This is a genomic window from Bacillus paramobilis, from assembly GCF_038096195.1.
GTDB classification, from domain to species: Bacteria; Bacillota; Bacilli; order Bacillales; family Bacillaceae_G; genus Bacillus_A; species Bacillus_A mobilis.
In genome coordinates, this window is record NZ_CP151108.1 from 2,264,507 (window position 1) to 2,280,157 (window position 15,651).

Genomic DNA, 15,651 nt, shown 5'->3' on the forward strand with positions numbered 1-15,651 from the left:
TTTTTTTCATTTGGGGGTATTTGTTTTTCTTAGCTTGATGGTGATGGGGCGCTACTCTAAAATGGTCAAATTAAAATTTAAAACAGTTATAGAGACTCCATTCCCCGGACATATTGTAACAAAGATAGGATGCGAGGAAGTTTTTTAAATAAATCAAAAAAAATTGATGAAGTAGTTGCATATAGAACTCAACAGCGTATATACTATAAACATCAAAAAAAATTGATGAAGGGAGAGTGAACTAAAATGGCACAAGATTTTCAGCTCTATGAGAAAAAATTCAAAGCATTAGCGGATCAGAAGCGTTTAGAGATTATGTATGAACTTTGCCAGCGAGGCCAGACTTGTGTATGTGATTTAACAGAGATTTTTGAAATGACGCAATCTAAATTGTCCTATCATTTAAAGATTTTATTAGATGCAGGTTTAATTGTAAAAGAAACAAAAGGTACGTGGAGTTATTATGATTTAAATGATGCGGAAGTAAATAATTTATTATCAGAAGAATTATGCTGTATCTTTAGAAAAACAGGCAAAGGTAGCTGTTGTTAAAATTTTGCGTTATTAATCAAAAAAAATTGATTAATAACATATAAAGAGGAGGAATAAGCTATGAGATATGTTCATGTCGGTATAAATGTTACGGATTTAGAGAAGTCTATTGAATTCTACGAAAAGGTATTTGGTGTGTCACCAGTTAAGGTGAAAGTAGATTATGCAAAATTTTTATTAGAGACGCCAGGACTTAACTTCACGCTAAACGTACGAGATGAAGTGAAGGGAAATCAGGTAAATCATTTCGGTTTCCAAGTGGATACAGCTGAAGAAATTACGTTACATAAAGAAAGATTAGAAAAAGAAGGTTTCTTTGCGCGTGATGAGATGGATACGACTTGTTGCTATGCAGTTCAAGATAAGTTTTGGGTAACAGATCCTGATGGGAACGAGTGGGAATTCTTTTATACAAAAGCACAGAGTGATGTTCATAAAATAGAAGAGGCATCATGTTGCACGACCTCTAACGTAGTAGAACAAAATTCTTGTTGTTAATAGGAGATGGAAAATAAAATGAAACGTTTATCTTTTCTAGATCGATATTTAACACTATGGATTTTTCTAGCTATGGCTGTTGGGATTGGTTTAGGGTTTGTGTTTCCTAGTGTAGTAGACGGACTAAATACATTACAAGTTGGAACAACGTCTATCCCGCTCGCTGTTGGTTTAATTGTCATGATGTATCCACCATTAGCGAAAGTTCGTTACGAGGAAATGGGCCGCGTATTTAAAGACGTAAAAGTATTGGTTTTATCTTTAGTACAAAACTGGATTATCGGACCAGTACTTATGTTTGTTTTAGCAATTATTTTTCTTCCTGATAAGCCAGAATACATGGTCGGGCTCATTATGATTGGTTTAGCACGTTGTATAGCAATGGTAATTGTTTGGAACGATCTTGCGGATGGGGATAAAGAGTATGCAGCAGGTTTAGTGGCTTTTAACTCAGTATTCCAAATGTTATTCTTCTCTGTTTATGCATACGTGTTTGTAACAGTCATTCCAGAATGGTTAGGGATTGAAGGGGCTATTGTTGATATTACAATGATAGAAGTAGCGAAATCCGTATTTATCTATTTGGGAATTCCTTTTATAGCAGGTATGTTAACACGTTTTGTACTCGTTAAGTTAAAAGGAAGACAATGGTATGAAAAGGTGTTTATACCGAAGATTAGTCCACTTACATTACTTGCATTACTATTTACAATCATCATTATGTTCTCTTTAAAAGGGGAAATGATTGTTAGCGTACCATTAGATGTAGTAAGAATAGCAATTCCATTACTCATTTATTTTATTGTAATGTTTTTTGTTTCTTTCTTTATGGGAAGAAAAATTGGTGCAAACTATCCGGTGACAACAACGTTAGCATTTACAGCAGGTAGTAATAACTTTGAGTTAGCAATTGCTGTAGCAGTTGGTGTGTTTGGTATTCATTCGGGTGCAGCATTTGCAGCTGTTATCGGGCCGTTAGTGGAAGTACCTGTAATGATTGCGCTTGTAAACGTCGCTTTTTGGTTTAAGCGTAAATATTTTAATGATCAACCAGTATAATTTAAAAACAAAGGCGGAAAACAACATGGAAAACAACATGGAAAACAAAAAGACAATCTATTTCTTATGCACAGGAAATTCATGCCGAAGCCAAATGGCAGAAGCATGGGGCAAACAATATGTAGGTGATAAGTGGAATGTATATTCTGCAGGAATCGAAGCACACGGAGTAAATCCAAATGCTATTAAAGCGATGAATGAAGTAAATATTGATATAACGAATCAAACATCAGATATAATTGATTCAAACATTTTAAATAATGCTGATTTAGTCGTTACCCTTTGTAGTCATGCAGATTCTGTTTGTCCTTCGACACCTCCGCACGTAAATCGTGTTCACTGGGGATTTGATGACCCAGCAGGAAAAGAATGGTCTGAATTTCAACGTGTTCGCGATGAAATTGGAGAACGTATAAAGAGATTTTCTGAAACAGGGGAGTAAATAAAGGAAAGAGCCAATCTTCTATCGTATAGGAGATTGGCTCTTTTTTATTAGTCATGACTGCATTGGTTCGCATAAATTACCGAAAAATAGAGGATATTCTATTGGATTTATAAAGTTAGAAATGTATTTAATCATGTAGGTGTTCACAAATAATAAAGTCATTTAAAAGATCATAAAGTTGTTTAGAATTAGAGATGGTATGATGAATAATCACACTATCTTTTCCTTTTTATGTATAATTAGATAAAAGGATTTTTGGATATTAAAATAAAGGGTAGTATATTAGCGCAAGGGGGAGAATGATGGATAAGTTGTTACAAGAAATCATAAATTGATTAAAGATGAGAGATGAACAAATTGTTATCGGTATTTCAGGACATGGTGCAGCTGGAAAAACGACGTTTACTAATAGACTCGTAAAGCTACTAAATCAAAATGAAGTAAATTATATTAATACAGATCCTTACATTGTTAGTTCGGATATCCGCAAGCATGCAGTGATTCACTATACATATCAAAATGAAAATCATCGTTATAAAATGACAGCTTGTCATCCAGCGGCGCATCATTTGGGAGCTTTAGAGAGAGATATTCATATGGTTAGAGCTGGGCTAGATTTTTATACGATAGATACGCATTATATGAAAAGTGAGTTGATTTCTTCGGAAAATAAAGTAACGATTGTGGAAGGAATGAGCGCCGCATTTATTAATCCTAATTTATTTGATTTGAAAATTTATTTTTATACAGATGGTGAAACGGAACTAATGAGAAGATCAAGCCGGGATATAGCTGAAAGGGGAGCTGATATAAATTATTTAAGGCAGTCTCATGAAGAACGCCGGATTCAATATGAAGTATTTATGCATTCGTATAGTCAGCGTTTTGATATCATTATCAAAACTTCTGATGAAACAATATGTTTAGAAAAAAATACATTTGAGTTTTATAAAGTTTAAATGAAGATCCTCAATTTGTTAATTGCATTATGACGGTTAGTTTTTCTTATTTAGTATTTGTGTTAAACAAATGTATTATTTAATCAATAATACATTCACTATGAAATAACTAGATTTTTAAAAAGATTTAGTAGCCTTCTTTCATCTATATAGATGAAAGAAGGCTACTGTAATTTTGGCGGCAAAATTACATAACTGTATTATTACTCACAGTAGGATAGGATTTTTTATTTGAATACATTAGGTGTATCTTAAAAATCCTCACTTTAAAAGCTTTATATTCGGAAGTGCAAAAATGAATTTTTGTATGTAAGGAGAATAGTATGAAACACATAATAAAAGACATATTAATAAACTACTTTAAAGAAATTCATTCACTACTAGTTGAAGAAGAACTACATAAAAACAGTTGGCATACAGATCTACACTATAAAATCATTGTAAATGGGAATCGGTATTCCGCACGGTTTATAAATAGCGATCGAACAATCAATCCAGCCTTTGGAACGTTATCAAATGAACAATTGAAAGAGCAAGTACGGTTTACGTATTATTTACGAGAGCATGGAATTCCGTTTATGCAGATTCAGGAGAATATGGCGGGGGATTGCTTTTCATTACTCACTTGGAATGAGGAACAGTACCGGTTTGTATTGTCTACTTGGATGGAAGGGGAACATATTACTCATTGTACAGAAACGATAGCAGAAGTCTTCGGAAAGGAAGCAAGAAAGATAAATGATATTTCTAGTACATTTCAAAGCCCAACTTTTCAAAAGAAATCTCATTTAGATGGATATGGTGAGTTTATAAAGCTGTTAGAAAATAAAGGTGGTACATGCAAGCAATTGCAGAGATATATGGATTTAGCTAAGTATCATATAGAATGTGCACATACGAGTGATTTGGAGTTTATTGTACAAACTGATTTAAATCCTTTAAATGTCATATGGAACTCCAATCAATGTGTAAAAGGGATTGTAGATTTTGAATCGATTGGATATGTTGATCGTATTGAGGGTTTAGCCTTTTTATTAAAGTGGTATTCTCGAACGGAAGGAATAGAATCACATGTAGTATGTTCTAAAATTGCTAGAGCATTTTTAGAAGGTTATGGAGCTAATAACATTTTAACTTCAAATGAATATAAAAGACTTTCTTCATTGCTATGGTTATCCGGTAGTCTAAATTGGAACTTTGTTAAAAAGACGATGAGTCTATTAGGTGACGAGAGAAAAGTAGAGGAACATTTGAGAGTTTATAAAATAAGAGGAGAAAGACTGTCGTCATTGTTAATTGGTAGATAACATTTATTATTCTAATTTTGGATGCGAAAAAGAAATCATATGAGGTGTTCAAAAAATGAAAATACAACTTGTATTGTTTGACGGCTTCGGAGAACTTGTCTCCTTTGCACCTTTTGAAGTACTGAAAAGAGCAATAGAAGAAGGGGCGCCATTTACGGTTGAACTCGTATCAAGTGAACCGAAACAAGAAGTTACTACTTCATTTGGAGTTACGATTAAACTACATGATTTTTTACGAATGGATAATCGTCCGGATCTATTAATTATACCTGGTGGTGGTTGGAATCATAAAGCTAAGCAAGGGGTGCGAAAGGAAGCTGAGATTGGTACTTTGACTAAAATGATTAGAGATATGCACAACGAAGGAACGATTGTTGCGGGAGTTTGTACAGGAGGTATGTTACTAGCTGCATCCGGTATATTGAATGATAAAAAGGCGACCATGCATCATTTGGCGCAGAGTGAAATGAGTGAATATGGGGCAGAACTTCTTCCTTACAGAATTGTAGATCAAGGGAATGTTATTACCGCAAAAGGAGTTACTTCAGGAGTTGACTTAGGACTTTGGATCACGGAAAGGTTCGCCAGTCCCGAAATTGCAGCTGCTGTTGAATATAGAATGGAATACGAGCGGCGAGGTGTTGTTTGGAAGTGATTTGACCGTAATCATAGTTTTTTTGCTGTAGAGTGTATTAGATATTGTAAAAGAGAAAGAGCCAACTCATATGAGTAGGTTCTTTCTCTTTTATACTATATTGCTTATTTTTCACAGTAATATCTTTTTAAAAAAATCATAAAAATAGATAATATATTTTGTTCCAAATTGATAATTATTTTCATTATATATTTATAAATTAGTAAAATTTAGTTTACAAATTTGCATCTAACTTATATAATTTGACTCATATAAAAAAGTTTCCTTAAGGAAACTTTAGTGTGAATTTACATTCGCGTTATATTTTTTTGTTTAAAAGTTTCCTTAGCGCAAAATAATTATATACACGAAAAAAAGAAAGGAGAATGCATAAAAAATGGATGAGGCTATAATTGTTAAAGATTTGTTTGTATCTTATCAAGGGAATCAAGTAGTTCAAAATGTTTCTTTCAATATTGAAAAAGGGAAACTCGTTGGAATTATTGGTCCAAACGGAGCAGGAAAATCTACTTTAATGAAAGCTGTTTTAGATCTAATTCCAAGTGATAAGGGATATGTTCAAGTTCTTGGAGAGGATATTCGAAGTGCTAGAAAGTATGTTGCGTATGTACCACAAAGAAGTGATATAGATTGGGATTTCCCGATTACAGTTTTAGACGTGGTGCTAATCGGAACGTATCCATCTTTAGGGATGATGAAAAGACCGAAGAAAGAGCATCGAGATTGGGCTTTTGAATGTCTAAAAAAAGTCGGTATGGAGGAATTTAAGAATCGTCAAATTGGTGAACTTTCAGGTGGACAACAACAACGTGTCTTTTTAGCGAGAGCATTAGCACAAAAGGCAGAGATATTTTTCTTAGATGAACCGTTTGTTGGAATTGATGTAACAAGTGAAGAGACAATTATTAAAATTCTTAGAGAATTACGTAAAGAAGGAAAAACAATTGTTGTTGTACATCATGACCTAAGTAAAGCAGAGTCCTATTTTGATAAATTACTATTATTGAATAAGAGCTTAATTCATTACGGAGAAGTAAGGCAAGTATTAGAACCAACTGTGATGTCAAAAGCGTATGTAAATCATGGCATATTGTTCAATAATGCAGCGGAGGTACATTCATCATGAAGATTGTAGAATTTATAGATGCATTAATGCAGTACGGCTTTCTGCAGAAAGCGTTATTAACTTCCGTTATGGTAGGAGTTATTTGCGGCGTAATTGGCTGTTTTATTATTTTACGAGGTATGGCTTTAATGGGAGATGCCATTTCACATGCTGTTCTTCCAGGCGTAGCCCTTTCTTATATGATTGGTATGAATTATTTTATAGGGGCGGTTTTAACAGGTGTTATTACTGCAGTTGGAATCGGATTTGTAAGTCAAAATAGTCGAATTAAACATGATATGGCGATAGGGATTATGTTTACATCTGTTTTCGCTATAGGGATTATTTTAATTACCTTTATGAAGAGTAGTTCGGATTTGTATCATATTTTATTCGGGAATGTTCTATCAGTTCGTTCTTCCGATATGTGGATGACACTGATTATTGGAGTTGTCATTATTGGTCTTGTGATTTTGTTTTATAAAGAACTACTCGTATCCACTTTTGATCCAACGATGGCGCAAAGTTATGGATTGCCGAACAAATGGATTCATTACGGTTTAATGATTTTACTTACAATGGTTACAGTTGCTTCACTTCAAACTGTGGGAATTATTCTAGTTGTCGCTATGCTTATTACACCAGCGGCTACAGCGTATTTATTAACAAACCGTTTATGGGTCATGATTTACTTAGCGGCAGGCATTGGTGCACTTTCATCTGTAGTCGGGCTATATTTTAGTTTCTCTTATAATCTTGCTTCAGGTGCAACAATCGTTCTCGTTGCAACATTCTTATTCGCCTTGGCATTCTTTTTCTCGCCATCACAAGGTTTATTTTGGAGAGCTATTAAAATTATAAAAAATAGAGCAGAGTTGTCATAATTGATTGGAGGATAATGATGAAATTAAAAAATATTTTATTATCGGTAATTTGTATTTTCGTATTTGCATTAACAGCGTGTTCTAGTAACACAAATGGAAAAGAAGAGAAAAGTGGGAAATTAAAAGTTGTAACTACATACTCCATTATATACGATATGGTGAAGCAAATTGGTGGAGATAAAGTTGAGATTCATAGTCTTGTTCCAATTGGAGCTAACCCACATGAATATGATCCGCTACCAAAAGATGTTATGAAAATGACAGATGCAGATATGGTGTTTTACAATGGGCTAAACCTTGAAGAGGGCGGCGCATGGTTTAAAAAACTATTGAAAACGGCAAATAAATCAGAGAAAGATGCACCGGTTTATAAAGTAAGTGAAGGTGTAGAAGCTATTTATTTAGAAACAAAAGGATTGGAAAAAGAACCAGACCCACATGCTTGGATGAATATTAAAAATGGTATTGTATACGCTGAAAATGTAAAGAAAGCATTAATTAAAGAAGATCCTAAAAATAAAGAGTTCTATACTAAAAATGCCGATAAGTATGTAGCAGAACTTCAAAAATTACATGATGAGACGGTAAACAGAATTCATCAAATCCCTGAAGAAAAACGTTTCTTAATCTCTAGTGAAGGTGCATTTAAATATTTTGGAAAAGCATATGGGATTAAGACAGGATACATTTGGGAAATAAACTCAGAAAATCAAGGTACTCCAGATCAAATTAGAGATGTTGTAAGTTTAATTCAAACAAACAAAGTTCCGGCTTTATTTGTTGAAACAAGTGTAGATCGACGTAGTATGGAAACTGTTTCAAAAGAAACAAACGTACCGATTGCGGGTACAATTTTTACAGACTCACTAGGTAAAACAGGTGAAGATGGAGATACTTACTTGAAAATGATGAAATGGAATACAGATACAATTATTAATGGGTTACAAAAGTAAAATCTAGTTAGTGTATCTATTGAAATTTTATAAGATAAGAAAGAGCCAACTCATGTGAATTGGCTCTTTCTTTTATGTATCATGTTTTATTAATGATTTGGCTGAAGTAACAGCATCTAAAGAAGATGAAATAATATTATAAGAAGCTAGGCTGTGAATCAAGGAAAGTTTAACATAATGGGCATAAAGAATGCTTATAAATATAAAAGAAGATGTTATGAAAATGAATAAAGGCTGCTAATTTTCGTGCGTTCAACTAGAGTTAACTCTCGCATTCTATAAGAATTATTTACAAAAAAGGGATTTGGATAATTTCGTTAAATTTATTTATTATGAAAAAACAATGTTGCATTCAAACTAATTTATATCTAACAATTAGAGGAGATAAAAATGAATCACTTTTTTGTAGAATTTGGTGAATATGAAGCAAGTGTTTGTGAATGGGGAGATAAAAGTAATCCTCAAATCATTTGTTTTCATGGTCTAGGAAGTACAAAATTAAGTTTTATCGAAATAGCGGAACTTTTAAAAGATAACTATCATATTGTATCGTTTGATTTACCTGGACACGGGAAAACACCAAGTTTCGGGAAGGATGAAGATTACGGTGCATCTCATTTAACAAAATGGGTAGTAGCATTACTTGAGCGGATAGGAAAAGAAACATTTCATGTAGTAGCACATTCATGGGGAGCAAGCGTTGCACTTCACTATGCAGCAGAATGTCCAGAAAAAGTGAATGAAATGGTATTGTTAGATGGTGGTTATCATCATGGTAAAATGAACGCGGATTATTTTGCGAATCTATATAAAGATGCGAAAGAAGGAGAGTGTCCACCGCGATCATTAGAAGAAGAAATCACCCATTACGAAAAAGATTTTGATGAATACATTTTTGACAGTAAAGAAGCATTCATCCAGTCAGAAAAAATGGTTTACAGCAGGTGGTCACCATTAATAGAACGTGCGGTTTATGATTTAATGCGAGAAGAAGATAATAAAATGAAATGGCATGCTACTGGCGATACCGCTAGAGGTGTAATTAAGTTTCAATATACGGTATATAAAACGTTGCAATCTCATAAAATTAAAAGCAATATTTTATTATTGTATTGCGATCTTCCACATAATTATTTAGAAATAAGAGAATTGCAGATTGCGGAATTTAGGAAGCATATTGATATTACGACTAAGCTTTATACAGATACAGGGCACCTAATGCATTGGGATAGATCGGAAGAGATTGCCGAGGATGTTTTACATTGGTTCATATAAAGGAGGTCCGTTGTTCGAATTTGAGCAACGGATTTTTTTGATACGTTACCTGAAAAAGAAACAAGTATCTCTAAACTAGAGGAAAGTAAAAAATAAAGAAAAGAGGTTGCCAAAAAGTAACTATTCAGTGACTTTTTGGGACAACCTCTTCTTTTTGTTGTGGATTTTCAAGAAAATTTAGAATAAAATAAAAATATATTCACCTACCTATTATTCACTAATGAAAAGAGGCTAGCGAAATGCAACTGAAGTATGGGAAGCACATTAATATATTATCTATTGTTCTAACTTTGTTCTCTTTTTCTGTAATTGTAAGTTTCTCTACCTGGTTGAGTGGATATTCAATTCCCAACCTTTCTACAATGCTTAAGGTAACAATGTTGAGTGCATTTATTCTTGGAATTATAGGGTTTAGACAAGAGAAAAGCGCACTAGCGATTATAATTATGGGAATATGTGCCTTTGCTCTAGTCGTTCTATATACTTATGCGGTTATAAGTTTTCTTGAGCATTAAGCACCAAAAAAAGAAACGAACATATATGTTCGTTTCTTTTTTTGGATGATTATTATAAAATAGCTTCTTCTAATGATTGAGTGCTGAATCCAAGAATTAATTTTTGAATGTTATTTTCATGATCTTTTACAATGATATATGGAACGTCCTGTACGTTAAAGGATTCAAACTCTTCTTTTTTTCTGGGGCATTAGGGGGACCCCCATATTAGAAAAAATATATTTTGATGCAAATTTATGGTGTAAGCAAGAGCATGAAAGTTCTATCACCAATTCTTTTTTTGCTATAATAGATGCGTGGCAGAAAATAGATAGAAAGATACTGCTAGTCATTTATACTTAAAATGTAGGGAGATTGAACAGAGTTATGGGGACAGAAAAAGAAATTAGTTCCGCTAAATTAATATGGAAGATGACGCGCCCGCATACGTTAACGGCGACGTTTTCTCCTGTAATTTTAGGAACAGTGGCATCACTGTATGTTACAGACATTCATTGGCTTTTATTTATTGCGATGATGGCTGCATGTTTAGCATTGCAAATAGCAACGAACTTATTTAATGAGTACTATGATTTCAAACGTGGATTAGATACCGCTGATTCTGTTGGCATCGGTGGTGGAATTGTCCGTCATGGATTGAAACCAAAAAATGTGTTAACAGTTGCGCTTTTATTGTATGTAGTAGCAGCAATTATTGGAGTTTATATTTGTATGAATAGCAGCTGGTGGTTAGTCGTTATTGGTTTAATTGGGATGGCAGTTGGTTATTTATATACAGGTGGTCCATTACCAATTGCGTACACTCCGTTTGGAGAATTAGTTTCTGGCTTGTTGATGGGGACATGCTTTGTACTCATCGCTTTCTTTATTCAAACGAATACGATAACAACTGAAAGTGTATTAATTTCCATTCCAATTGGAATTTTAGTCGGTGCAATCAACATGTCGAATAACATCCGAGATATCGAAGAAGATATTAAAGGTGGAAGAAAGACATTAGTAATTCTCCTTGGGAGAGAAAAAGCAATAGTAACACTAGCTGTAGCCTTTTTCATTGCTTATTTATGGATCGCCGTAATTGTATTAATGGGTTATATAAGCCCTTGGGCATTAGTTATGTTCCTAGGTTTGAGAAAGCCAATCTCTGCCATTCAAAGTTTCCAAAAAGGAGCAAAGGATCCTGGATATATGCGCATCGCAATGAAATCAACAGCGATGACAAATACGATTTTCGGCTTCTTATTATCAGCAGGATTATTAATTAGTTATCTCTTTTAAATAACTTAACCCCAATTTCTCAATTTTAATGTCGAGAGATTGGGGTTTTTATTTTGAGTTTGTTTAACGATAAGAACATTTTCATTCGAAGTGAAAATACCAATAAATTGCAACTTCATCACTTGTCATATCCAAGCCTTTATAAACAAGAAAATCAAATCCACCAATTATAAATCCGCATTTTTCATAGAACTTACATGCTGCGACATTATTATTTTGTGTTTCAAGCATGATACCGGGCATATTGCCTTCTTTTGCCCACTTCTTTGCTTGATCAACTAATCTTTTACCAACCCCGAGTGTACGATGTTTTTTATCCACTGTTATATCTTCTATGTAAGCATAGTGGTTCCAATTCTTTTTTAATACTATGAATCCGATGATTTGGTTATGTAACAGTGCTATGTAGATTACTTGATTGGGCTTATTTATATATTCATTGTACGCCAGTTCTTCATTATCATTTTGTAAATAACTTTTTTCATAACTCGGAACGTCTTCTACTGTATATTCTATGCGTCTATTTCCTTTCGAAAGAGAAAGTATTAACCGAGCATTCACTATAAAACTGTCATCAATCTCCGGGTGATTGTCTAAATCATTTGTTTCTAACTTTCTAATTAAAAGGCTCATCGTGATACCTCCAAATCATATTATTTCTTCTGGTTCTTTATGTGATTCAAATTTATTCCAATTACAAAATTATAATGGAATTTCAATAGTAAGGCTATCTCTGCATTTTATCTTTATACCGTCATGCTATGATCTGGATATAAACATGTTGTATGTAGTAGTGACGGAAATAGTGAAAGATTTCTAATTGGTTAACATATAAAATGAACTATTTCTTCCTAACAATAAAATAAATCGTGGAGAAGATAAAGGATGCAAAGAACAATATTAATTGTAGAAGATGAAGATATTTTACGTGAGATTATGAAGGATTACTTATTAAACGAAGGGTACAACGTCTTAGAGGCGATTGATGGGAAAGAAGCATTATCTATATTTGAAGAGCATGAGGTGGATTTAATTATTTTAGATATTATGTTATCAGAATTAGATGGTTGGGCGGTCTGTCGGCGAATCCGGAAGAAATCTAATGTACCTATTATTATGTTAACGGCTCGGGTAGATGAGGATGATACTTTACTCGGATTTGAACTAGGAGCAGATGATCGCACCATTAATAGTCAGATTCGTAATTTTTGTCATAAATTAGGACAAAAAGCAGCTCGTATTGTAACTGTTGTGCGTGCTGGTTATAAATTTGAGGGGCAAGTATGAAAAAAGGAATTGTATTAAAGTTATTTATTTTAACAACAGCATTATGCACACTTATTTTAGTAACTATTTTTATTGGACAAACTATATTTTTTAAGCAATACTACGCAAATCGAAAAGTTAATGATATTGAAAAGAATATTCAATCCTTTGAAAAAGCATATGTAAAAGCTGGAGATGATGTGAAAGCCATTCAAGAGTTGGAACAAAATTTCTATCAAGAGAATGCGACATGGATTACAACGTTAGATAGTGTAGGTAATATAAAATATGCAAATGATTTTTCGATAGAAATTCAATTAGACCCTAACGAAAATAAGAGATTTTCTGAACGCTCAATTCACATACCGTTGTATAGTTTTATCAATTTAGAAGATATACAAAGGATGAAATATAGTTTAGAACAGGGGAGTCATATTATTATCGATGGAGTACAGAAGGGGGATATAGTAGTCCCTGCGATGTTAACGATAAAAGAGAAGAATGTTGGGCTAGAGAACAAGCAACTGTCAGAAAGGTTGTATGGGCCAAAAGCCGCATCTTCAAAAGAAAGTTCACAATTATATTTAGCAGGAAGCATTCAGAACGTGCAATTACCGGAGGGGACTGTAGGAACGAACTTTATATATGGAAATCGTGTGCTTATAGATAGAATAAAACAATTTCAGGTTGAGTTATTATTGAATCAAAAAGTTAATGATGTTACTTCTACAGAAATAATGGATTACGAAGAAAATAATATTAAATATAAGCTATTAATCAAACCAACAAAAGATGCACTTGGTAAGACAAATTATATTTTTGCTATGACATCATTGCAACCAGTTGATGAAGCAGTGCAAATGATAAAGGATTATTATGTATATTTAATTATCTTTGTACTGATTTTAATTGTTTTGATATCGTTCTATTACTCAAAAAAAATCGCCAAGCCATTATTACAAATAAATGATACTACAAAAAAAATTGCGGGTTTAGATTTCTCAGAGACGATATCTATTACTACAAGGGATGAGATAGGTGATTTATCACAAAATATTAACACACTTTCTAAAGCTTTGCATTCGTATATTCATCAATTACAGCAAGATATAGAGAAAGAAAAGCAATTAGAAAATACACGTAAAGAATTTATCGCGGGTGTTTCACATGAGTTAAAAACACCTTTAAGTATTATGAAGAGCTGTATTTCAATTTTGGAGGATGGTGTTGCTAGTAATAAAAAGGATTATTACTTTAAAGCAATGTCAAAAGAAGTAGATAAAATGGATATGCTCATTATTGATATGCTGGAGTTAGCAAAATTCGAATCTGGTACGTATAAAATGGAAATGGATGTTTTCCATATTGATGAGATGATTGATTATATATGTGAGCAATTAACCCCGGATATAACAGCTAAGCAATTACATGTTTATAAAGAACTTTCTAAAATTGAAGTTGTTGCAAACCAGCATCGCATAGAACAAGTTATAACGAACTTTATTACGAATGCGATTCGTTACACACCAGAACAGGAGAATATTATTATTTCTACAATAGAAGAGAATGAACGTGTAAAAGTTTGTGTAGAAAATAAAGGGGCTCATATCGCGCCAGAACATTTAGAAAAAATATGGGATCGTTTTTATCGAGGAGATACGTCACGTCAACGTTCAATAGGTGGAACAGGATTAGGCCTTGCTATTTCAAAGAATATTTTGGAGCTACATGGTGCGGAATATGGTGTTTCGAATACAGAAGATGGAGTATTATTTTTCTTCTATTTAAATAAAAACGTGTAGAATTTTCGTTCTACACGTTTTGTTCATTTTTAATTAAAATCGACATTATCTGCATTTTATCTTTATCAGCATTCATTACTATTTTCATTAGAAACGGAATGAAAAGTTGATAAGGAGATTGTTAAAATGAAAAAAAGAGCGATATTGCTTTTGTTTATTATATTAATACTGGGTACAGGCGTTAGTTTCATACATGCTAAAGGGTACAAAAATATATCAAAAGAGGATTTACGATTAAAAGGAAAAACAATTGTAATTGATCCGGGACACGGTGGAGGAGATAGAGGGACGAAAGGAAAGAAATTTGGAACGATTGAAAAAGAACTTAATTTAAAAGTAGCACAAAATATAAAGAAAGAATTAGAAGAAAGAACCGATGCAAAAGTTATATTAACACGTGAAAAAGATACGAGTTTACTTCCAGAAACAAAACAAAAGGAAGAATTGCAAGCTCGTGTCAAAGTAGCGAAAGACCATGCGGCGGATCTTTATATTAGCGTTCATCATGATGCTTTTGAGGATACAAATGTAAAAGGAATAACAACTCATTATGGATCTAATAAAAGGAAAGATAAAAAATTAGCTAAGGTCGTACAAGAAGCTATTTTTGATCAAAATATAGACAGCCGAGATCGAGGCGTTCATGGCAGTGATTTTCTTGTCTTACGAGAAAATCCTTCCCCGGCTATCCTAATTGAATTAGGATTTATATCTAATGCCAGTGATGAAAAAAGAATGAATTCAGAAGAATTTCAAGCAAAATCGCAAAAAGGTATTGTGGATGGCATTATTAATTATTTTACGATGTAATAAAATAAGCAACTAGAAAAATACCATTCTTTCTAAATCTTAATTAGGAAGAGTAGTATTTTTTATTTTGGGTGTATATCCAGTTTTCAAATTAGAAACAAATATTTTTCTAAAGAGTGGATGCAATACGCTATTCTTTAACTGATTTCGACATTATCTGCATTTTATCTTTATCCATCTCTATTAATCTATTTATTGTAAACACCGGTTGAAACTAATGATTCAGTCGAATAAAGGCTCAGCCTTATAAATAATGAATATGAAAATGAATAGGGAAAGGATCGAAAA

Annotated in this window: 17 protein-coding genes; 16 read left to right on the forward strand and 1 reads right to left on the reverse strand. The window is 33.1% G+C overall.

Annotated elements, in window-relative coordinates; all coding sequences use genetic code 11:
• Positions 1–246 precede the first annotated feature (246 nt).
• From arsR to menA, 13 genes are all read left to right on the forward strand, one after another.
• A complete protein-coding gene (gene arsR / locus AABL52_RS11685; protein WP_000046014.1) occupies positions 247–552 on the forward strand; it encodes an arsenical resistance operon transcriptional regulator ArsR in 306 nt (101 codons plus the stop codon).
• Between the two features lie 60 nt (positions 553–612).
• Positions 613–1,050, forward strand: coding sequence for an ArsI/CadI family heavy metal resistance metalloenzyme (locus AABL52_RS11690; RefSeq protein ID WP_098346762.1), 438 nt, complete (start codon positions 613–615; stop codon positions 1,048–1,050).
• A gap of 18 nt (positions 1,051–1,068) precedes the next feature.
• Positions 1,069–2,109, forward strand: coding sequence for an ACR3 family arsenite efflux transporter (gene arsB, locus AABL52_RS11695; RefSeq protein ID WP_046954878.1), 1,041 nt, complete (start codon positions 1,069–1,071; stop codon positions 2,107–2,109).
• A gap of 37 nt (positions 2,110–2,146) precedes the next feature.
• Positions 2,147–2,551 carry an arsenate reductase (thioredoxin) gene (gene arsC / locus AABL52_RS11700; RefSeq protein ID WP_097843177.1) on the forward strand — a complete coding sequence of 135 codons (405 nt, stop codon included), beginning with the start codon at positions 2,147–2,149 and terminating at the stop codon, positions 2,549–2,551.
• Between the two features lie 344 nt (positions 2,552–2,895).
• The gene (locus tag AABL52_RS11705; protein ID WP_341519448.1) at positions 2,896–3,513 is read left to right on the forward strand and encodes a uridine kinase family protein; all 618 of its coding nucleotides are present in this window, start codon (positions 2,896–2,898) and stop codon (positions 3,511–3,513) included.
• Positions 3,514–3,836: 323 nt separating this feature from the next.
• Positions 3,837–4,820, forward strand: coding sequence for a phosphotransferase enzyme family protein (locus tag AABL52_RS11710; protein WP_341519449.1), 984 nt, complete (start codon positions 3,837–3,839; stop codon positions 4,818–4,820).
• Between the two features lie 55 nt (positions 4,821–4,875).
• The gene (locus tag AABL52_RS11715) at positions 4,876–5,475 is read left to right on the forward strand and encodes a DJ-1/PfpI family protein (RefSeq protein ID WP_341519450.1); all 600 of its coding nucleotides are present in this window, start codon (positions 4,876–4,878) and stop codon (positions 5,473–5,475) included.
• A 376-nt stretch (positions 5,476–5,851) separates the two neighbouring features.
• Positions 5,852–6,601 carry a metal ABC transporter ATP-binding protein gene (locus AABL52_RS11720; RefSeq protein WP_341519451.1) on the forward strand — a complete coding sequence of 250 codons (750 nt, stop codon included), beginning with the start codon at positions 5,852–5,854 and terminating at the stop codon, positions 6,599–6,601.
• A complete protein-coding gene (locus AABL52_RS11725) occupies positions 6,598–7,464 on the forward strand; it encodes a metal ABC transporter permease (protein ID WP_341519452.1) in 867 nt (288 codons plus the stop codon). The genes AABL52_RS11720 and AABL52_RS11725 overlap by 4 nt, the downstream gene beginning before the upstream one ends.
• A gap of 17 nt (positions 7,465–7,481) precedes the next feature.
• The gene (gene mntA, locus AABL52_RS11730) at positions 7,482–8,417 is read left to right on the forward strand and encodes a manganese ABC transporter substrate-binding protein/adhesin MntA (protein WP_341519453.1); all 936 of its coding nucleotides are present in this window, start codon (positions 7,482–7,484) and stop codon (positions 8,415–8,417) included.
• 390 nt (positions 8,418–8,807) lie between these two features.
• Positions 8,808–9,692 (forward strand): alpha/beta fold hydrolase, encoded by an 885-nt coding sequence (locus AABL52_RS11735; RefSeq protein ID WP_341519454.1) that lies wholly within the window; start codon positions 8,808–8,810, stop codon positions 9,690–9,692.
• A gap of 239 nt (positions 9,693–9,931) precedes the next feature.
• The gene (locus AABL52_RS11740) at positions 9,932–10,207 is read left to right on the forward strand and encodes a hypothetical protein (RefSeq protein WP_001176332.1); all 276 of its coding nucleotides are present in this window, start codon (positions 9,932–9,934) and stop codon (positions 10,205–10,207) included.
• 366 nt (positions 10,208–10,573) lie between these two features.
• Entirely contained in the window at positions 10,574–11,485 is a 912-nt protein-coding gene (gene menA / locus AABL52_RS11745) for a 1,4-dihydroxy-2-naphthoate polyprenyltransferase (RefSeq protein WP_098662348.1), read from the forward strand.
• Between the two features lie 81 nt (positions 11,486–11,566).
• Here the strand turns inward: menA and satA are convergent, their stop codons facing one another.
• Positions 11,567–12,118, reverse strand: a complete 552-nt coding sequence (gene satA, locus AABL52_RS11750; protein ID WP_341519455.1) for a streptothricin N-acetyltransferase SatA — start codon at positions 12,116–12,118, stop codon at positions 11,567–11,569.
• A gap of 252 nt (positions 12,119–12,370) precedes the next feature.
• On the opposite strand from satA, the gene AABL52_RS11755 reads away from it, so the two are divergent.
• The 3 genes from AABL52_RS11755 to AABL52_RS11765 all read left to right on the forward strand — a co-directional run bounded on the left by AABL52_RS11755 (position 12,371) and on the right by AABL52_RS11765 (position 15,363).
• Positions 12,371–12,772 (forward strand): response regulator, encoded by a 402-nt coding sequence (locus tag AABL52_RS11755; RefSeq protein ID WP_341519456.1) that lies wholly within the window; start codon positions 12,371–12,373, stop codon positions 12,770–12,772.
• Positions 12,769–14,553, forward strand: coding sequence for a sensor histidine kinase (locus AABL52_RS11760; protein WP_341519457.1), 1,785 nt, complete (start codon positions 12,769–12,771; stop codon positions 14,551–14,553). The genes AABL52_RS11755 and AABL52_RS11760 overlap by 4 nt, the downstream gene beginning before the upstream one ends.
• A gap of 126 nt (positions 14,554–14,679) precedes the next feature.
• Entirely contained in the window at positions 14,680–15,363 is a 684-nt protein-coding gene (locus AABL52_RS11765; protein WP_341519458.1) for an N-acetylmuramoyl-L-alanine amidase family protein, read from the forward strand.
• Positions 15,364–15,651 lie beyond the last annotated feature (288 nt).

Coding starts and splice junctions, on each gene's coding strand:
- AABL52_RS11720 (WP_341519451.1), top strand. CDS start 5,852: ATGGATGAGGCTATAATTGTTAAAGATTTGTTTGTATCTTATCAAGGG.
- satA (WP_341519455.1), bottom strand. CDS start 12,118: ATGAGCCTTTTAATTAGAAAGTTAGAAACAAATGATTTAGACAATCAC.
- AABL52_RS11765 (WP_341519458.1), top strand. CDS start 14,680: ATGAAAAAAAGAGCGATATTGCTTTTGTTTATTATATTAATACTGGGT.
- mntA (WP_341519453.1), top strand. CDS start 7,482: ATGAAATTAAAAAATATTTTATTATCGGTAATTTGTATTTTCGTATTT.
- AABL52_RS11725 (WP_341519452.1), top strand. CDS start 6,598: ATGAAGATTGTAGAATTTATAGATGCATTAATGCAGTACGGCTTTCTG.
- AABL52_RS11715 (WP_341519450.1), top strand. CDS start 4,876: ATGAAAATACAACTTGTATTGTTTGACGGCTTCGGAGAACTTGTCTCC.
- AABL52_RS11705 (WP_341519448.1), top strand. CDS start 2,896: ATGAGAGATGAACAAATTGTTATCGGTATTTCAGGACATGGTGCAGCT.
- AABL52_RS11735 (WP_341519454.1), top strand. CDS start 8,808: ATGAATCACTTTTTTGTAGAATTTGGTGAATATGAAGCAAGTGTTTGT.
- AABL52_RS11710 (WP_341519449.1), top strand. CDS start 3,837: ATGAAACACATAATAAAAGACATATTAATAAACTACTTTAAAGAAATT.
- arsB (WP_046954878.1), top strand. CDS start 1,069: ATGAAACGTTTATCTTTTCTAGATCGATATTTAACACTATGGATTTTT.
- AABL52_RS11760 (WP_341519457.1), top strand. CDS start 12,769: ATGAAAAAAGGAATTGTATTAAAGTTATTTATTTTAACAACAGCATTA.
- AABL52_RS11740 (WP_001176332.1), top strand. CDS start 9,932: ATGCAACTGAAGTATGGGAAGCACATTAATATATTATCTATTGTTCTA.
- AABL52_RS11755 (WP_341519456.1), top strand. CDS start 12,371: ATGCAAAGAACAATATTAATTGTAGAAGATGAAGATATTTTACGTGAG.
- arsR (WP_000046014.1), top strand. CDS start 247: ATGGCACAAGATTTTCAGCTCTATGAGAAAAAATTCAAAGCATTAGCG.
- menA (WP_098662348.1), top strand. CDS start 10,574: ATGGGGACAGAAAAAGAAATTAGTTCCGCTAAATTAATATGGAAGATG.
- arsC (WP_097843177.1), top strand. CDS start 2,147: ATGGAAAACAAAAAGACAATCTATTTCTTATGCACAGGAAATTCATGC.
- AABL52_RS11690 (WP_098346762.1), top strand. CDS start 613: ATGAGATATGTTCATGTCGGTATAAATGTTACGGATTTAGAGAAGTCT.